At 41.8% G+C, this 18,188-nt stretch carries 18 protein-coding genes; all 18 read right to left on the bottom strand.

Features of this window, described 5'->3' with window-relative positions; all coding sequences use genetic code 11:
• Positions 1–381: 381 nt before the first annotated feature.
• The 18 genes from lysS to IHV11_RS20410 all read right to left on the bottom strand — a co-directional run bounded on the left by lysS (position 382) and on the right by IHV11_RS20410 (position 18,123).
• The gene (lysS, locus tag IHV11_RS20495) at positions 382–1,875 is read right to left on the bottom strand and encodes a lysine--tRNA ligase (RefSeq protein ID WP_197196054.1); all 1,494 of its coding nucleotides are present in this window, start codon (positions 1,873–1,875) and stop codon (positions 382–384) included.
• Between the two features lie 17 nt (positions 1,876–1,892).
• Positions 1,893–2,306 carry a GreA/GreB family elongation factor gene (locus IHV11_RS20490; RefSeq protein ID WP_197134403.1) on the bottom strand — a complete coding sequence of 138 codons (414 nt, stop codon included), beginning with the start codon at positions 2,304–2,306 and terminating at the stop codon, positions 1,893–1,895.
• 105 nt (positions 2,307–2,411) lie between these two features.
• The gene (gene dusB / locus IHV11_RS20485) at positions 2,412–3,398 is read right to left on the bottom strand and encodes a tRNA dihydrouridine synthase DusB (protein WP_255520121.1); all 987 of its coding nucleotides are present in this window, start codon (positions 3,396–3,398) and stop codon (positions 2,412–2,414) included.
• Between the two features lie 46 nt (positions 3,399–3,444).
• A complete protein-coding gene (locus tag IHV11_RS20480; RefSeq protein WP_197134406.1) occupies positions 3,445–3,642 on the bottom strand; it encodes a helix-turn-helix domain-containing protein in 198 nt (65 codons plus the stop codon).
• Positions 3,594–4,127, bottom strand: a complete 534-nt coding sequence (folK, locus tag IHV11_RS20475) for a 2-amino-4-hydroxy-6-hydroxymethyldihydropteridine diphosphokinase (RefSeq protein ID WP_197134409.1) — start codon at positions 4,125–4,127, stop codon at positions 3,594–3,596. The genes IHV11_RS20480 and folK overlap by 49 nt, the downstream gene beginning before the upstream one ends.
• Entirely contained in the window at positions 4,128–4,490 is a 363-nt protein-coding gene (gene folB, locus IHV11_RS20470; RefSeq protein WP_197196053.1) for a dihydroneopterin aldolase, read from the bottom strand.
• Entirely contained in the window at positions 4,483–5,328 is an 846-nt protein-coding gene (gene folP / locus IHV11_RS20465) for a dihydropteroate synthase (RefSeq protein ID WP_370568726.1), read from the bottom strand. Before folP ends, folB begins: the two co-directional genes overlap by 8 nt.
• Positions 5,329–5,362: 34 nt before the next feature.
• Positions 5,363–6,211, bottom strand: a complete 849-nt coding sequence (gene pabC / locus IHV11_RS20460) for an aminodeoxychorismate lyase (protein WP_197196051.1) — start codon at positions 6,209–6,211, stop codon at positions 5,363–5,365.
• Positions 6,196–6,792, bottom strand: coding sequence for an aminodeoxychorismate/anthranilate synthase component II (pabA, locus tag IHV11_RS20455; protein ID WP_197196050.1), 597 nt, complete (start codon positions 6,790–6,792; stop codon positions 6,196–6,198). The genes pabC and pabA overlap by 16 nt, the downstream gene beginning before the upstream one ends.
• Positions 6,793–6,820: 28 nt before the next feature.
• Entirely contained in the window at positions 6,821–8,245 is a 1,425-nt protein-coding gene (locus IHV11_RS20450; RefSeq protein WP_197196056.1) for an anthranilate synthase component I family protein, read from the bottom strand.
• A 479-nt stretch (positions 8,246–8,724) separates the two neighbouring features.
• Positions 8,725–9,651, bottom strand: a complete 927-nt coding sequence (gene cysK, locus IHV11_RS20445) for a cysteine synthase A (RefSeq protein ID WP_197196049.1) — start codon at positions 9,649–9,651, stop codon at positions 8,725–8,727.
• Positions 9,652–9,808: 157 nt separating this feature from the next.
• On the bottom strand, positions 9,809–10,693 hold the full coding sequence (gene hslO / locus IHV11_RS20440; protein ID WP_197134424.1) for an Hsp33 family molecular chaperone HslO: 885 nt from the start codon (positions 10,691–10,693) through the stop codon (positions 9,809–9,811).
• 13 nt (positions 10,694–10,706) lie between these two features.
• The gene (locus IHV11_RS20435) at positions 10,707–11,477 is read right to left on the bottom strand and encodes a type III pantothenate kinase (protein WP_197196048.1); all 771 of its coding nucleotides are present in this window, start codon (positions 11,475–11,477) and stop codon (positions 10,707–10,709) included.
• A 719-nt stretch (positions 11,478–12,196) separates the two neighbouring features.
• Positions 12,197–14,101, bottom strand: coding sequence for an ATP-dependent zinc metalloprotease FtsH (gene ftsH / locus IHV11_RS20430; protein WP_197134428.1), 1,905 nt, complete (start codon positions 14,099–14,101; stop codon positions 12,197–12,199).
• A gap of 42 nt (positions 14,102–14,143) precedes the next feature.
• Positions 14,144–14,689 carry a hypoxanthine phosphoribosyltransferase gene (hpt, locus tag IHV11_RS20425; protein ID WP_137792156.1) on the bottom strand — a complete coding sequence of 182 codons (546 nt, stop codon included), beginning with the start codon at positions 14,687–14,689 and terminating at the stop codon, positions 14,144–14,146.
• 21 nt (positions 14,690–14,710) lie between these two features.
• A complete protein-coding gene (gene tilS / locus IHV11_RS20420; RefSeq protein WP_370568724.1) occupies positions 14,711–16,096 on the bottom strand; it encodes a tRNA lysidine(34) synthetase TilS in 1,386 nt (461 codons plus the stop codon).
• 340 nt (positions 16,097–16,436) lie between these two features.
• Positions 16,437–17,408 (bottom strand): serine/threonine protein kinase, encoded by a 972-nt coding sequence (locus IHV11_RS20415; RefSeq protein WP_197196046.1) that lies wholly within the window; start codon positions 17,406–17,408, stop codon positions 16,437–16,439.
• The gene (locus IHV11_RS20410; protein ID WP_197134447.1) at positions 17,371–18,123 is read right to left on the bottom strand and encodes a vWA domain-containing protein; all 753 of its coding nucleotides are present in this window, start codon (positions 18,121–18,123) and stop codon (positions 17,371–17,373) included. Before IHV11_RS20410 ends, IHV11_RS20415 begins: the two co-directional genes overlap by 38 nt.
• Positions 18,124–18,188: the final 65 nt, after the last annotated feature.

Raw genomic sequence — 18,188 nt, 5'->3', positions numbered from 1 at the left:
GTTTTTGTTAGCCGCTCGTTTTGGCGACTTTATTAGGTTAACATGTCGCAACCCTCGTTGTCAACAGCTTTTTTCAAAAACTTTTAATCGTTTATGTGAAGCTCATCAACATGTCAGTATTCCTTGCGACGAAGAATAATATACCATCATTTTCGCTCTTGTACAATAGTTTTACCGAAAAAAAGATAACTTTTATTTAGCTGTTTTTCAAGAGTTTACAGCATGTACAAGATACAGCGCTCAAATCACTTTTTAATACAAGATATAGTAAGATGATAACCCTTGAATCACACCTTAATTATGATACTCGTTTTCCGAATTCCTATTCTTACTTCCTCATAAAATCAAAAAGCCAGCACAGTGCTGGCTTTTTGATCTTAACTATTTCTCAGAATGACGCATTTGCGGGAATAATAGTACGTCACGAATGGATGGTGAGTTTGTTAACAGCATCACTAGACGATCGATTCCGATTCCTAGTCCACCTGTAGGAGGCATACCGTATTCAAGTGCTTCTACAAAGTCTTCATCCATCATATGCGCTTCATCATTACCTTCAGCGCGTTCTTTTAATTGTTCTTCAAAACGCTCACGTTGATCAATCGGGTCGTTTAGCTCAGAGAATGCATTCGCATGCTCACGGCCAACGATAAATAGTTCAAATCGATCAGTAAAGCGAGGATCTTCAGGATTCTTCTTCGCTAAAGGTGAGATTGCAACTGGGTGACCGTACACGAATGTAGGTTGAATCAGTTTTTCTTCTACAAAGTGCTCAAAGAATTCATTTACAACATGACCGTAAGACATGTTCTCCTTTACAGGTACATTATGTTCTTTAGCTAGAGCGCGTGCTTCTTCATCTGTCATTTCTGGCCAGAAGTCTACGCCAGCTGCTTCTTTAATCGCATCGACCATGTGTACTCTTTTCCAACGCGGCTTAAGATCTACTTCATAATCTCCGTAAGTTACAGTTGTTGTGCCTAAGACATCTTCTGCGATGTGTGCGACTAAATTCTCCGTTAATTCCATGATATCAAGGTAATCTGCATATGCTTCATACAGCTCGATCATCGTAAATTCAGGATTATGACGAGTTGACACTCCTTCATTACGGAATACACGGCCGATTTCATACACTTTCTCTAGTCCACCCACGATAAGGCGCTTAAGGTGAAGCTCGATTGCGATTCGCATGTAAAGCTCCATATCAAGTGCATTATGATGCGTAATGAATGGTCGTGCTGAAGCTCCTCCAGGGATTGAATGCATAGTTGGTGTTTCTACTTCTAGATAACCATTGTCGTCTAAATAACGGCGCATTGAACGAATGATTTTAGAACGAGAAATAAACGTATCTTTTACTTCCGGGTTCATAATCAGATCTACATAACGTTGACGGTAGCGCTGTTCAACATCTTTTAGTCCATGAAACTTATCAGGCAGTGGACGCAGGGATTTTGTTAGTAACTGAAAGTCCTTCGCTTTAATAGAAAGTTCTCCTACTTTCGTTTTAAAGACAAGTCCTGTTACGCCTACCCAGTCACCAATATCGATCGTATTGAATAGTTCGTATTGCTCATCACCAACAGCATCTAATCTTACATAGATCTGAATCTTTCCAGACAAGTCTTGAATGTGAGCAAATCCAGCTTTCCCTTTTCCGCGTTTTGTCATGATACGACCCGCAAGAGTTACTGAGATCTCTTCATTATCAAGTTCTTCTTTTTCTTTTTCTCCGTATTCAGAAACAAGATCCGCTGCAGTATGTGTACGGTCGAACTTTGTACCGAAAGGATCTACTCCTTTTTCAGTTAATGCAGCTAATTTTTCTCTTCTAACACGAAGCAAGTCATTTAATTCTAATTCTTGGCTCATGGGAACACTCCTAGCTTTTAGCAGTTTTGAATATCAAGTATGGTATAAGATAAATCTTCGCCGAAAGGAACAGTAACAGTAAATGTCGCGTGTACAGTTTTTCCAATCGCAGCTTTTGCAATGAGAGACTGAACAGAAATCATATTTTCACGGGGGTCAGCTTCAAAAGGATGTACGATCGTATACGTGTACCGTTCTTTGTAAACTGTATCTTCTATAGTAATGGTTGAGCCGGGTTCTACATGGTAACCCGGTTCCCTAACCATTGGCCATGTGACAGATTGAGCTAAAATATCTTTTATCTCAGACACCCGCTTATGAATGAATTCTTTTTCTGACGTGTTTCGGCATTCCTTTTTACGTTTTGATAGGTATTGTAGTTCTTTTTCTAGATTCCTAGTGCCTTCTTGGGTGAGTTTGAGCATAGCCATAAGCTATTCCTCCTCCATTATAATAAAAAACACCGTATGCTGAATCTGTTGTATTTAAGCAAACAACAGCCAGTCATCTGATGATCTGGCTGTATGTTGCTAGTGTTAGCTGATTTTTTGTATTTCTTCTAATTGATCTACATAACCAAACAATAGTTTACTCATTTCTTCACGAGTAGTCATCTGGTTGATCTCATTTCGAACAGAACCCGTTTGAGGCAAGCCTTTAAGATACCAAGCGGCATGCTTTCTCATCTCTCTCGCAGCAACATCTTCACCTTTAAGGTCGATTAAACGATCCATATGAAGCATGCAGATGTTCATCTTTTCACGAGCAGTAGGTTCAGGTGCGATGATTCCGTTCTCTAAATATTGAACGGTGCGATAAAGCATCCACGGGTTACCAAGTGCAGCTCTTCCGATCATAACTCCGTCTACTCCATATTGATCCATGCGGTCTTTCGCTTCTTGAGGGGAAGAGATATCACCATTACCGATAACCGGAATAGATACATTCTTCTTCACTTCACCGATGATGTCCCAATCCGCTACTCCTTCATACATCTGAACACGCGTACGGCCATGTACAGCAACAGCGGCTCCTCCGGCACGTTCAACTGCTTGAGCATTTTTAACAGCATAGATATGATCTTCATCCCAACCGATACGCATTTTAACAGTTACCGGTTTTTGAACAGCATCAACCGTAGCCGCTACCATCTCATAAATCTTGTCTGGGTCCAGCAGCCACTTTGCTCCCGCATCACATTTTGTGATTTTCGGAACCGGGCATCCCATATTGATATCTATAATGTCTGCGTTCGTATTTTTATCTACGTATTTAGCCGCAGCAACTAAAGATTCACGTTCTCCTCCAAAGATCTGCAGGCTAAGTGGTTTTTCACGTTCATCTACATAAAGCATCTTTAAAGATCTTTCGTTCTCATGGAGAATCCCTTTGTCACTTACCATTTCTGCGCAAACGAGCCCGGCACCGAACTCTTTTGCGATCAAACGGAAAGCAGGATTACACACACCAGCCATCGGTGCTAAAACTACTGGATTCTTCAAAGTAATATCTCCGATTTTCAAGTTAACGATCACCTCGTTCCTTTTACTGTCTTTATATATCGATTACTTATTGTAATTCTTCTACGTTAATGCTGAATTGATCTGCTATTCTTTTAAGCAGATCTCCTTTAGGCTTTCGGCTGCCCCTTTCCACCTCACCAAGAACCGAAACTGAGATTCCGATGTCTTTAGCAAGCTGTTCTTGGGTATAACCTTTTAACTTTCTGAACGCACGGATGCGTCTTCCCAGTCGGTCTTCTTCCATATGCGTACACCTTCTTTATCTCTTTGTTCGCAAAGGACTTGATGTAACGAAATTGAATTCTCCGGGTAAATATCATCTGGAGCAATTTCACTTAGAGGTATGAGAACAAACGCCCTTTCAAGCATACGTGGATGCGGAATGGTTAACTCTTCCGTCTGTATACTTACACTATTATACAATAAAATGTCAAGGTCTATTGTTCGCGGTCCCCATTTTTGAACCCTTTTCCGGTCTAGTTTCGTCTCTACGTCTTGCAGTTTACTCAAAAGCGCCTGTGGAGAAAGGGAGGTTTTGAGTTTTAATGCTAAATTTAAGAATAATGGCTGATCAGTCACACCTACTGGATCTGTCTCGTAGATCGAAGAAACAGATTCAATACTTATGTCGGCAAGCTCTTCTAATAGAGAAATGGCTTGTTTCAGCAACCCTTCTCTATCTCCCATATTGGAACCGACAGATAGATAAGCAATGTTGTTACCGACCATCTATACACGTCCCCTTGTGATCTCAACGGCTACCGATTCATAATGCCCAGGGATCGGAGGATCTGGTTTGATCACTCTGACCATCACTTCGTCAACCATAGTAAACTTTCCAAGTATAGAAGCAGAGATCGCTTCAGCCAATGTTTCTAAAAGCTTGACCGGCTCACCTTCTACCATTTCTTTAACAGCTTCGTACACTTCTCCATAGTTGACTGTATTGTCTAGTTCATCGGACAGTCCCGCTTGGGAAAGGTCCATTGATAATACTACGTCCACATTAAAACGCTGTCCAAGCTTTTGCTCTTCCTTAAACACACCGTGATAGCCATAAAACTTCATACCGTTCACATACATTTTATCCATGAGACACCGCTCCTTTTTTGAGCATGATGTCCATCATCTTTGTCATTCTGCTCATTTCTTTTACATCATGAACACGAACGATCGAACAACCGCGTTCAATACCGAGGCAAACTGTCGCACCTGTTCCTTCCACGCGCTCTTCCACTGGCAGATCAAGGGCCTTGCCGATCATCGATTTACGTGAAGTTCCTAATAAAACAGGATAGCCCATCTGAACAATTTCATTCAGTCTTCTAATCGTTTCAAGGTTTTGTTCGAACGTTTTCACAAAACCAACACCTGGATCTAGGATGATATTGTCAGGATTAACGCCTGCCTTAACCGTAATCGCAATACTATGCTCTAAATCTGCAATTACATCCGGCATGAATTCTTGGTAGTTCGTATCAAAACGATTATGCATGAGGATGACTGGAACATTCGTCTCGGCCATCACACCTGGCATATCCGGATCAAATTTGGCTCCCCACACATCGTTGATGATATGAGCACCTGCTTTTATCGCTTGATAGGCAGTTTCTGCTTTATACGTATCAATCGACAACGGAACGTTCACTTCTTTTCTTAATGCTTCTATCACAGGAATCACACGTTCCAACTCTTGTTCGAGCGGAACTTTATCTGCACCCGGCCGAGTAGATTCTCCACCGATATCAATCATATCAGCGCCGTCTTTCACCATCTGCTTCGCGTGCTGGATTGCCTGTTCGATTCGGTTGTGATGCCCGCCATCTGAAAACGAATCCGGAGTTACATTAAGAATACCCATCACATATGTTTTTTTTGAAAAATCAAGTACGTACTCACCGCAGTTCAGTTTTTGCTGCTTTAGCATCATTTCGTGCATGGAGGATCTATCCTTTCAAAAAACATCAAATACTTCTATATTGTTTCTTCGTATGTTTCATGTAGAGTTCCCTAAACTTCTGATACATTTCACCTTCAGCTCCAGAGAACGTTGTATCTTGAAAATGACTGACCGGAACGAGCTCTTGTATCGAGTTCGTCAGGAATACTTCATCGGCTTCCGTTAAGGTCTCTATAATATAATTCCCCGTTTCTAGAGGAATGTTCAACAGTTTAGATGCGTGCATGACCCATTTTCTTGTAATCCCCTCTAAAATCCCAGTGGACGTGTGGGGGGTAAAGAGCATGTTATCTTTGTACCAAAAAAGGTTAGAAACTGTCCCTTCACTGATATAGCCTTCTCGAGTCAGGAAAATGCCTTCTTGATTCATGTTAGAAAGCTCTCTTTTGCCCAAGATACTGTTTAAATAATGATGAGACTTCAGCCGCTTTTCACCTTCTGGCGTATTGCGTCTCGTTTTAAGAAGAACCAGCTCTTTTTCGGCTACTGCACTAGTTTTCATGAGAGGCTTTGTATACAGAATAACAACAGGTTTCATATATGGCTCCGTCTGCAATCCGATATCACCCACGCCCGCTGATACATTAAGTCTAAAATAAGCGTCATTCATCTTATTTTTAGCGAGGAGTGTCTCCACCATCCCAATAACTGTGTCTGCATCTAGCACAAGGTCGATATTCAACTCGTCTAACGCTTCACACAGCCGGTTCAAGTGTTCGTCGATTAAAAAAGGAAAACCGTCATACGTTCTAAAGGTTTCAAACGCTCCTAAACCATACATGAAGCCATGATCATATGGTGAGATCATAGCATCATCTTTGGAAACCACTACTCCGTTTAAATAGATGTACATGAAACTTCCTTGCCTTTATAGTAATCAATAAAATTTCTAAGCAATTTCTTTCCGTCTTCCGTTAGGATGGACTCCGGATGATATTGAACGCCTTCGATTGGAAGCTCTTTATGGCGAATCCCCATGATTTCTCCTTCACTTGTCCAAGAAGAAATCTCAAAGCAATCAGGAAGTGTTTCTCTTTTTACGATCAATGAATGATAGCGTGTTGCTGGGAACTCTTGCGCGAGTCCGTTATATACCGTCTTCCCGTCATGAAGGACAGGGGACACCTTACCGTGCATTAATCGCTCTGCACGCACCACATCTCCGCCGAATACTTGCGCGATCGACTGATGACCTAAGCAAACTCCGAAAATGGGAATCTTCCCTGCAAAATGGGAGATCGCTTCTAGGGAGATACCTGCTTCATTCGGAGAACATGGTCCCGGAGAAATCATTAAGAAATCCGGATTCAATTGCTCGATCTCCTGAATTGTTATCTCATCGTTACGTTTTACGACTAATTCCTCACCCATCTCACCTAAATACTGAACGAGGTTGTACGTAAAAGAATCGTAGTTATCAATCATTAAAATCATCTCGTCTCATCTCCTCTCATGTGCTGTCTTATACCAAAATTGACCCGAGCTCACTCTGCTCTTTGGCACGCCACAGCGCCTCTGCTTTTTTTAGACTTTCCTTGTACTCACTTTCAGGTATGGAGTCAATAACGATACCCGCACCCGCTTGAACGTGTGCAGTTTCATTTTGACATACCATCGTCCGAATTGCGATATTCATTTCCGTATCGCCGTTAAAACCAATCCATCCGATACTTCCAGTGTATACACCTCTTCGCACGGGTTCTAACTCTTCGATGATCTCCATCGTTCTCACTTTTGGAGCGCCCGTGATCGTACCACCTGGGAATGTCGCTTTGATGCAATCAAACGCATCAAATTCTGGCCGTAATGTGCCCACTACATTCGAGACAATATGCATCACGTGTGAATACCTTTCGATCACCATGAACTCATCTACATTCACACTTCCATATACCGAAACTTTACCAAGATCGTTTCGTTCAAGATCGACGAGCATCACATGTTCAGCTCGTTCTTTTTCATTTTGGATCAGCGTATTTGCAAGCTCGATATCCTCTTCTTCTGTTCTACCGCGTGGTCGTGTTCCGGCGATCGGACGGGTGCTGATGTGATCACCTTTTTTCTTTACTAAAAGTTCAGGTGAAGCACTAACAAGCTGAAAATCTGGTGTTTCTAAGTAACTCATATATGGAGAAGGATTGATTCTTCTCAATTCTTCATAAATGTTTATAGGCGTTGTTCGTAGCGCCTTTGACTGACGAACAGAAAGGTTCACTTGGAACACATCGCCATCAGAAATATATCTTTGAATCTTTTTAACCGCATCTACAAAAACATCTTCTGTCATTGAAACGTGTTTAAAATCTTCAATTGAATAGTTCTGAATGTCTTCATTTCTGTCTGAAGCTGCAGATAACGGGGTTTCCCACATTTCTCTATATGCACGAAGCTTGTCTATGCTGTAAGAATCATCCTTGTTCTCAGTTAAAGTTACAATCCATAACATACTCGATTCATGTTCATAAACGAACACATCTCTAAACAGCAGGAAGTATAAATCCGGAAGACCTAGATCATCTTCTGATGTGACGGGCAGTTTTTCAAACTCGCGCGTCAGGTCATAACTTAAGTAACCGATTGCTCCTCCAGTAAAGTCGGGCAACCCTTCAACTCGCTCCACATCAAAATCTTTGAACCAGTTCTGAAACTGCTCATATATAGGGCCTTGTAAAACAGTCGAGCCTTCATCTGTTTTTATTGTTAATACTTCTTGTTTTCCAGTGACTTCGGCAAACGGAGAAAGTCCGATGATGCTATACTTTCCTGTTCTCCCGCTCTCCAGCAAAACGTGGCGAGGTTCAGTTGCCGCTAATGATTTATATTTGTAAAACCACTCTTCTTTAGATAGAGGTATACATGAATGCATGACATGCCATTTTTTGTTCATCCCCATACGGTCACTCTCCCAAAAATCTTCTGCTTACATTGTACATGAGGTGTTTCACTTTGGCACACCTTTCTCCCAATTTCCTGCATTTACATGGGTATTATCTCCACTTCGAATGTCTTTAAGAATGATGACCATGTATAGTAAGGAAAAAAATGTGAATTGTTTTAGAAAAAAGGTCTATTAATGAGTGAAAGATATCAAAAGTATGAGTTTGCGGACTGATAACACAAAATTAATGTGCTTTTTGAAAGATATGATTGTTTCAAGTCTATACAGGTCGGGGTATACTAGCCGCTAATTCAAAAAATCTTAGCCACAATTCAAGAAATTTTGGTGTTAATTCAGCGAGTTTCCCCATTAATCCGGCGAGTTTTGAACATATATCGGCGAGTTGACAATATTCGACTACCTTCAACCACTCATATACCCCACACATAATAAAAAAGCCCCCCAAAAAGGGAGGCTCACTTAAAGAATTAGTCTTCAAATTGGTATAGCGGCGTACTTAAATAACGTTCTCCGTTACTTGGGATGATGGCTAATACCTTTTTGCCTTTACCAAGCTTTTTCGCAACTTTTAACGCTGCCGATATGGCTGCACCTGAAGAGATGCCACCCAAAAGCCCTTCTTCACGAGCTGCTTTTCTCGCCCATTCGAAGGCTTCATCGTTTGAGATGGTTAACACTTCATCATAGATGTCTGTTTTTAAGATATCCGGCACAAAACCTGCACCGATTCCTTGAATCTTGTGCGGACCTGGCTTTCCGCCAGACAACACGGGAGAATCCGTCGGTTCAACCGCATAGATCTTGATGTCTGGGTATTTCTCTTTTAAAACCTGACCTGCACCTGTGATTGTTCCACCCGTGCCGATTCCAGAAACGAACGCATCAAGTCCATCTGGGAATTGTGAGACGATCTCTTGACCTGTCGTGTTTCGATGAATAGCAGGGTTCGCTTCATTCTTAAACTGCTGTGGCATGAAGTAGCCTTTTTCTTTCGCTAATTCTTCTGCTTTTCTAATCGCTCCACCCATACCCTCAGGTCCCGGTGTTAGGACAAGCTCTGCACCATAAGCTCTCAAAAGGTTTCTTCTTTCTAAACTCATCGTTTCAGGCATGACAAGAACTGTTTTGTATCCTTTTGCTGCAGCAACCATCGCTAAACCAATTCCTGTGTTACCGCTAGTAGGTTCAACGATCGTATCTTCTGCTTTTAAATTTCCGCTTTTCTCTGCCTCATCAATCATTGCTAATGCGATACGGTCTTTTACGCTGCTTCCCGGGTTCATGAACTCTAACTTCAAATAAACATCTGCCATATCCTCTGATGTGATGCGATTCAATTTCACTACAGGTGTTTGACCGATCAAATCTGTAATCGATTGTGCCACTCTTGCCATTTGCCATCACTCCTAAAACCGAGTATTTTTATTGGATTAATTGTAGCAACCCTGGAAATACTCTGTCAATTTTATTGCATACGTAGATCGTCTATTACCATGGTACGCAGATATTTTTATTTCATGTATAAAACAAAACCCGGAGAAAAGTCCGGGTTTACGCTTTTGCTTGATCCAGCAAGGTTTGAAGTTCTTCTTTTGTAAAGATATATGTGGCGTTACAGAATTGACAGTTCGTTTCTGCTTGGCCATCTTCTTCTATAATATCTGAGATTTCTTGTTCACCCAGACTTACAATCGCCTGTCCAAAGCGCTCATGTGAGCACGTGCACTGAAAACGTACCGGAGATTTCTCAAGGATTTGGACTTGATCTTCTCCTAAAAGCTCAAATAAGATTTCTTCTGGTGTCATTCCTTTTTCAATCAATCGAGAAATAGGAGGAATCGCGTTGATTCTTTCTTCTAGCAAGTCAACGATTGCATCCGAAGCGTTCGGCATCACTTGTACGATAAAACCACCAGATGCTTTTATCGAATTATCGGGATTCACGAGAACACCAACACCTACTGCAGAAGGTACTTGTTCTGAAGAAGCAAAGTAATACGTGAAGTCCTCTCCTAGTTCACCTGAAACCATCGGCACTTGTCCTGTGAACTTTTCGCGCATTCCGATATCTTTTAGAACTGATAAGTATCCGTCTTTTCCTACCGCTCTTGCTACATCCAGCTTTCCTTTGCTGTTCAGTTCAAAGTGAGTATGCGGATTCGTAACATAACCACGTGTCTCACCTTTTGTATTGCTGTCTACGATGATTACTCCGATTGGGCCGCCGCCTTCAACCTTCACCGTTATGCTGTTGTTCTCACCCTTTAACATCATACCCATCATGGTCGATGCAGTCATCGCTCTTCCTAAAGCAGCCGAAGCTGTCGGCCATGTGTCATGTCTTCTCTGTCCTTCACTTACCATCTCAGTAGAAGAGATCGCATAAGCGCGGATCTGCCCATCATACGCAAGGGCCTTTATTAAATAATCATTCATTAAAACTCACCCTTTAACCATTCTTATTTTTATCGTATATCATTAATAGACCTTTTAATGTTAAAAATGAATCAACGTGATCAATCACATTGCTTTCCGCTGCAATTAAATTTGCAAGTCCTCCGGTCGCAATTACTTTCGGTTCAACCTCAGACTGTTCTTTCATTCTTTTTACAATACCCTCTACTTGTCCTACATATCCATATAGAATACCTGCTTGCATAGCGTTAACCGTGTTCTTCCCGATTACACCTTCAGGCTTAGCGATCTCAATACGCGGCAACTTTGCAGCTTTCGTATAAAGAGCTTCTGTAGAGATATTTATTCCAGGCGCGATCGCTCCACCCATATACTGTTTGTTTTCATTGATATAACAATACGTAGTAGCTGTCCCGAAATCAACGATGATCAGTGGTGAATCATATTCATGAATAGCAGCAACTGCGTTAACGATCCGATCGGCTCCAACTTCTCTTGGGTTTTCATACTTAATATTAAGACCCGTTTTAATTCCAGGTCCCACCACTAATGGACGCTGGTTAAAATATTTCACACACATGCGTTCTAAGGCAAACATGATTGGTGGTACGACTGAAGATATGATGATTCCTTCAATCTGTTCTTTATGGATATTAACGTGACGGAACAGATCGAGTATAAGCATGCCATACTCATCCTCTGTTTTTTCACGTGATGTATGAATTCTCCAATGATGCTTTAATTCATCATTCTCGTAGAGTCCTAAAACAATATTCGTATTTCCGACATCAAACACAAAAATCATGGAATTTGTCCCCGCTTCTTATCTTAAGTTTCTATAATAGTTATAACACAAAACGTATAGGAGTAAAGCAAGGTGGCTTATTGGGAATTTTTCGCTTATTCAAGGGGGCGTTGAAAGTGGTTGATTTACGTTACAGGTACTCGCTTTCCGCGGGGCAGACGGTGAGCCACATTCGTACGTTTCACGTATAAGTGTCTCACCTGCCCGCCTGTCCCGCAGGAGTCTCGCACCCTACACTCCAATCAACCTGTCAGTGGAGGAAAAGAACAAAATAATTCAAAATACCCGCTGCCTCTCTAGTAGTATCAAATCTTTCACTCCTATTAGCTTATCCTTGCAGATAAAGGACAAAAGTACGAAATCATAAGAGTTAAACTTTCTTTTAAAAAGATGTTTTCTAAAGGGTTGTTGCTTATGGATGTTTTCACATTATCTTCATTGACAAGTTGATTGAAGTGGAAGGTTGCCTGCCTGCCACATGAAAAGCTTACCTGCAAGGCATGCGACGAGGAAGCTCACTACGAAAGCATTAACATGTAGACGCAGGAGCAAGGATGCAACCTTGAAGCGGTCAGGTGAGACCCTTAAGGGCGCAAAGCGGCAAGGGGCTCACCGGTCGCCCCATGGAAAGCGTGCAACCTGGAGCGGAAATCAACTACTATCAAGAGCACAAGTAATACAAAAAAGGACACCTCATCACTGAGGCGTCCTTTTAGAAATTAATCTTGTTTTGGCTCTTCATCTTTTTTGTTAAGTGTTACTTTAACATCATCAGATGGGTTAGAAATCGTTTTTCTGTCAGGTAGTTTACCTGTTTTAACGAGTTCTTTGATTTGTTCTTCATCAAGCGTTTCTACAGTTAGCAATGTTTGAGCGATGATTTCTAACTTAGAATTGTGCTCAGTAAGGATCTGACGGCAGCGCTCGTAAGATTCTTTAATGATACGCTGAACTTCTAAATCAATTTCATGCGCGATTGCATCACTATAGTTTTGCTCGTTATTGAAGTCTCTTCCTAAGAAGACTTGACCGCCTTGTGATGAACCGAACTGCATCGGCCCTAGGCGTTCACTCATACCAAACTCTGTTACCATGCGGCGAGCGATTCCAGTCGCACGCTGGAAGTCATTATGAGCTCCTGTACTAACTTCCTTGAACGTGATCTCTTCAGCCACACGGCCTCCAAGAAGTCCAACGATCTTATCTTCTAATTCAGGTTTTGTCATAAAGTAACGATCTTCTTTCGGAAGCATTACTGTGTAACCACCTGCTTGACCACGAGGGACAACGGTAACTTTATGAACAGTGTCAGCTCCTTCAAGAACTAAACCGATAACAGTGTGACCTGCTTCATGATAAGCAACAATGTTCTTTTCTTTTTCAGAAATCACACGGCTCTTTTTCGCAGGTCCTGCAATAACACGGTCGATCGCTTCATCAACGTCATCCATATCGATCTTCTTCTTATTCGTACGAGCGGCTACTAACGCAGCTTCATTCAATAAGTTTTCTAGATCCGCACCAGAGAAACCTGGAGTGCGCATCGCGATCGTTTTCAAATTAACATCTTCTGCAAGCGGCTTGTTGCGCGCATGCACTTGAAGTACTTCTTCACGTCCTTTTACATCTGGGCGGTTAACCGGAATCTGACGGTCAAAACGTCCCGGACGAAGAAGGGCTGGATCTAGAATATCAGCACGGTTGGTAGCTGCGATAATGATAATTCCTTCATTAGCACCGAAACCATCCATTTCAACTAGCAATTGGTTAAGTGTCTGCTCACGCTCGTCATGACCTCCGCCAAGACCAGCTCCACGCTGACGACCTACCGCATCAATCTCATCGATGAAGATGATACAAGGTGCGTTTTTCTTAGCATTTTCAAACAAGTCACGAACACGTGATGCACCGACACCGACGAACATCTCAACGAAATCAGAACCTGAGATCGAGAAGAACGGAACGCCAGCTTCTCCAGCTACTGCACGTGCAAGAAGTGTTTTACCAGTACCCGGAGGTCCTACTAAAAGAACACCTTTTGGAATACGTGCACCTAGCGCAGAGAATTTACGCGGATCTTTTAAGAATTCTACAACTTCAACTAGCTCTTGTTTTTCTTCATCTGCACCAGCTACGTCTTTAAACGTAACCTTTTTCTTTTCTTCGTTGTAAAGTTTTGCTTTACTCTTACCAAAGTTCATTACTCGGCTTCCGCCGCCTTGTGCTTGGTTAAGCAAGAAGAAGAATAAGATAAAGATAATGACAAACGGAATTATTGAGGTGAAGAACGTCACCCAGCCACTCGTCTGTTCTTGCTGTTTAAATTCTACGTTTGATGAATCAGCAAGCTTTTCAATCTCAGCCAGTGTGTTGCCAGTCAGCGGAGCATTCGTTTGGAATACTTCTCCTTCTTTAGCTCCTTCAAGCTGGCCGCGGACAACATATACGCCACCCTCAGGCTGGTAAACGATGCTTTCCACTTTGCCTGATTCGATGTACTTAGTCAGCTGATCATAACGAATTTCTTTGACTTCGTTGTTGTTGCCGTTAAAAAAGCTGACAACCCCAACCACAACTAAAAAGATTAATAAATAAAATATAGTATTACGGAAGATGCGATTCATTCCTTACCTCCTTAGGCGAACAATCAAATCTTATGCGGTTTTTTAGTCTTTCTTTTCGTAGATCTCTGGCTTTAAAACGCCAATGTAAGGCAAGTTACGGTATCTCTCGATGTAGTCCAACCCATAACCAACAACAAAAGCATCAGGAACGATGAAGCCAGCAAGATCTGGAGCGATATCAACCTTACGTCCTGTAGGCTTATCCAGTAAAGTTACGATCTTAACCGATTTTGCTTTACGCGCCTTAAACAGTTGAACGAGATAACTGAGCGTTAAACCACTGTCAATAATATCTTCTACAATGATAACGTCTCGACCTTCTAAGGAAGTATCTAAATCTTTAACAATTTTAACTTGACCAGAAGAAACGGTAGATGCACCATAGCTGGACACTGCCATTAAATCGATCTCAAGATGGATATCCATACGTTTGATCAAGTCTGCCATAAAAGGTAGAGCACCCTTTAAAACTCCGACCACCAATGGAAAGCGTTCCTTATATTCCACAGAAAGCTCTTTTCCAAGTTCTTTAATCTTGTTTTGAATAGCTTCTTCGGAAATAAGTGTTTCTAAAATTTCATCATGCATGTTCAACAAGCCTCCTAGACGTCATGGCGATTTTTTATGAAAGCGTAGGATAACCCAAAGTTCTGATGGATTTATTTGATGACGTGTAATGTGTTTTAGCTCCGGAAGCCAAATGATCTTTCCGTTTGCATCAACAACAACCGGCCAAACGTTTCTTTCTTCCTGCGGCACTTTAGCATCAATAAATATATCTTTTAATTTCCGAGAACCGACGCCGGCAATCGCCATCCGGTCACCTGGTTTTCGGGTGCGAACTCGTAACGGGAGATCTACCTCTTTCATTGAAAACACAAAAACATCTTTTCCTCTTTGTAGAGCGGGTTCACAATCTGTTATTTCAGCAGTTATACGTCCATTCGGCAGTTCTACATAACCGGGCAGCTCTAGTGAAAAGTCATATGACTCTTCCTCATTTTTGACGACGATATGCTCAAAACTTAACAAACATCTGTCATAAGTTCGGCTGACAACTAAACCTGACGGAAAATGCAACATTCCGGATGGATGCTCACTTCCGAGCAAACTAAGAAAGTTTTCCTTATGTACAGAGGAAAGAGATGAAGGATTAATTTTATACAGATAGTTCAATATTAGTGTAATTCCTCTTTTTTGTAAAGGAATAGGCATCTTGTTAAAAGCGGATACAGATAACTCTATTTTCCCCTCTGTTTGCCTGATTAAAACCTTTTCTAACTCTATTTCAGCCAGTTTCAATATATACGCTTCATCTTCTGAAATAGTTTCACTTAAATACTGAAATCTTTCATGCACGTTAGGGTTTTCTTGTTTTAAAAAAGGCAGAATTTTTTTTCTGAAACGATTTCGAACATATTTGTCACTTTCATTGCTCGAATCATAAACAGGAAACAGGTTTTCTACTTTACAATAATGCTCGATTTGGTCTTTTGTTATTCCTAAAAATGGACGAATTATTTTACCGGTAGCAAACGGCCGTTTCACAGGAATCCCTGCTGCACTAAAACCTTCGCTGCCCCTCGTCATTCTCATGAGCATCGTTTCCACTTGGTCATCACCATGGTGCGCCAATGCAAGCGCTTCTGCATGATGTTCTGTCATCACTTTTTCAAAAAAGTTGTACCGACAGATTCTAGCGGCGGTTTGTAAGGACAGGCTATGTTCTTTTTGAAACCTTGCAACATCCGCACTGTCACTTTCAAAAATAATATCTCGTTCGTCACAAAAACTTTTAACAAATGCAACTTCTGATGCCGACTCGTCGCCCCTTAAGCGATGATCGAACGAAGCTGCCACGATCTTGATTTTGTAATACGAAGACCTTCTCCATAAAAAATGAAGCAATGCCAAAGAATCTGGTCCTCCGGAAACACCGATCACAACAGTTTGGGCGGCTGAAAGAAGCTGGTGTCTTTTAATAAAATTCTCCACTTCCTGCAACGTAAACCGCTCCTTCATTTTCCGTATTTTAATAAGGCCTGTTTCGTTGACTTGTTAATCCAAAAGACTAGGCTGAATATAAATATTCTTCTCTGTTAGATCGTTCATTTGGTCTCTTTAATAACAAGTTGATTGAAGTGAAAGGTGCGAGACTCTTGGGGAATCAGCGGGACAGGTGAGACTCTTAACAGCGCATAGCGCTAAGAGGCTCACCGCACGCCCCCCGGAAAGCGAGCAACCTGTAACGGAAAGCAACCACTACCAAGAGCAACGAAGTTCTACGAAAATGCCTTTTAAAATCATAACAAAGAATTGCAGGAACGAACACTATTTACATCGTTTGACCGAGCATGTAAAAAAAGTACACAACAAAAACAAACGTGAATACTAAAAATGTTTCTACGATAAAGCTGCTTTTCTTTTTCTTTTGCGCTTGTCTTGATGCAGGTTTTTGCGTCGAATTCCTATGCGCTTGAGGAGTTTTCGCTTTATCGTTAGCATTCAACAAAAGAACAAGCTCGTTTCTCATCTCTTCTGCATATCGGTATTTTCCGTTCCATGCTTTTTGTAAGATAGGTGCATACGGTTTAAGCATTGGATTGCCTGCAATTTTGGCTTGAAACTGTTTATCAGCATCTCCATTTTTCGTAAATCGGGAAGGATAACCTAAATTCACCATCACCATGCCTGCTGAAAATAAATCATACGATGGCTCGGCTTTTCTCGTTCCTTTCCCCCAATATCCTCGATCATAGAATTCGGTATATTCTTTGATCGATCTGTCCATCACCGTTGTTCCTCCGACATCGATCCAGCGAATTCGGTAAGGAGGGCCAGTCACAAGAAGGTTATCTGGCTTTAAGTCACCGAACGCCCATCCCGCTTGATGAAGGGTATGCAGATCCGTAAGCAGCTGTACGAGAAGGATTCCAGCCCATTCTGGAGATTTTGTCTTCATAAAGTCAAAGAGCGTCTCTCCTTTTAAATACTCCATCGCATAAAAAGGGTATGTGGTACTTTGCTTTACCCAGTCATCCACATCGATTAAAGAAGGTCCAAGGACTTTCCCCTGGACCTTAGAAAAACGCTTCAGTACATTTACTTCAGATGTGATCGACATCTGATCATGCCCGATCTTAAGAGCAACCACTCCTCGATCTGAATCAGCTAAATAGACGGCACCTGTTGCTCCATAACCTAAACGGCGCCGAATCCGATATCTGGAGTGATTCCACTTACCGCGTATTTCTTCACCAGCAACTAAGTTACATACCGGACTCGTTCGAATATCCTGGGGCATCATCGGACAAGAATCTCCTTTTTGACGATCGTTTACGACCAAAAGCCGCTATAGCTTCTTTTATAGCTGGACCTGTCGGTGTGATCCCGCCAAGTGATATCTTTGAAAATGTTTTACCGATCGATTCTAGTTTAGAAGACCAGCTTAAAAGTTCTTCTGCCTCTGTTCTCTTGCCCGGAAAAACATAGAGTGCAAACTCGTTATCTCCAATTCTCGAGTTCAACGAGATAGACAGATCAAGCAGAGACTCTTGAACCGTTAGCATCTTGTCTTCCATCGATCCTGAAGCATCAATCAAAACTAAGATCTCAAGGTTCATGGTCTCTCCCATCTCATCGACAACTTCAATAACTTCTCCTCGTTTGTCTGGAGGGAGGTCTTCCATCGAAGACTGACTTCCAAGTATCTGTTGCAGCTCTGCATTTACAACACCTTTTATCGTTTGAGCCATCGCTTTTTGAGTCACCATCTTAACCGTATGTGCGAGTTGCTTCGTATAAACAACCTGACTTATGCCACCGCCAGCCATCGCGATCTCTTCTACTTCTTTTAGACCTTGTCTATGATACTCAGGTGCATTCTCATTCAGTACGCCAATCACATTTACAGCTATTCCTTGTTCGTTAGCAAGTGCCGCCATTGCGATCGGATCTTCACCTTGGTTCGAGCACCCATCTGTAATAAGCAAAATTTGACGCAGCGTTCCTTTGTTTCGCATAACGCTAACCCCTCTCAAGTACGAATTTTAACTATTACCATCTTCGTCAAGAAAGCGGTGGTTTA

The organism is Fictibacillus sp. 26RED30 (assembly GCF_015903845.1).
Lineage (GTDB): Bacteria > Bacillota > Bacilli > Bacillales > Fictibacillaceae > Fictibacillus > Fictibacillus phosphorivorans.
Note: the sequence above shows the minus strand (reverse complement) of the source record. Positions and strands in the feature narration are given on the sequence as shown.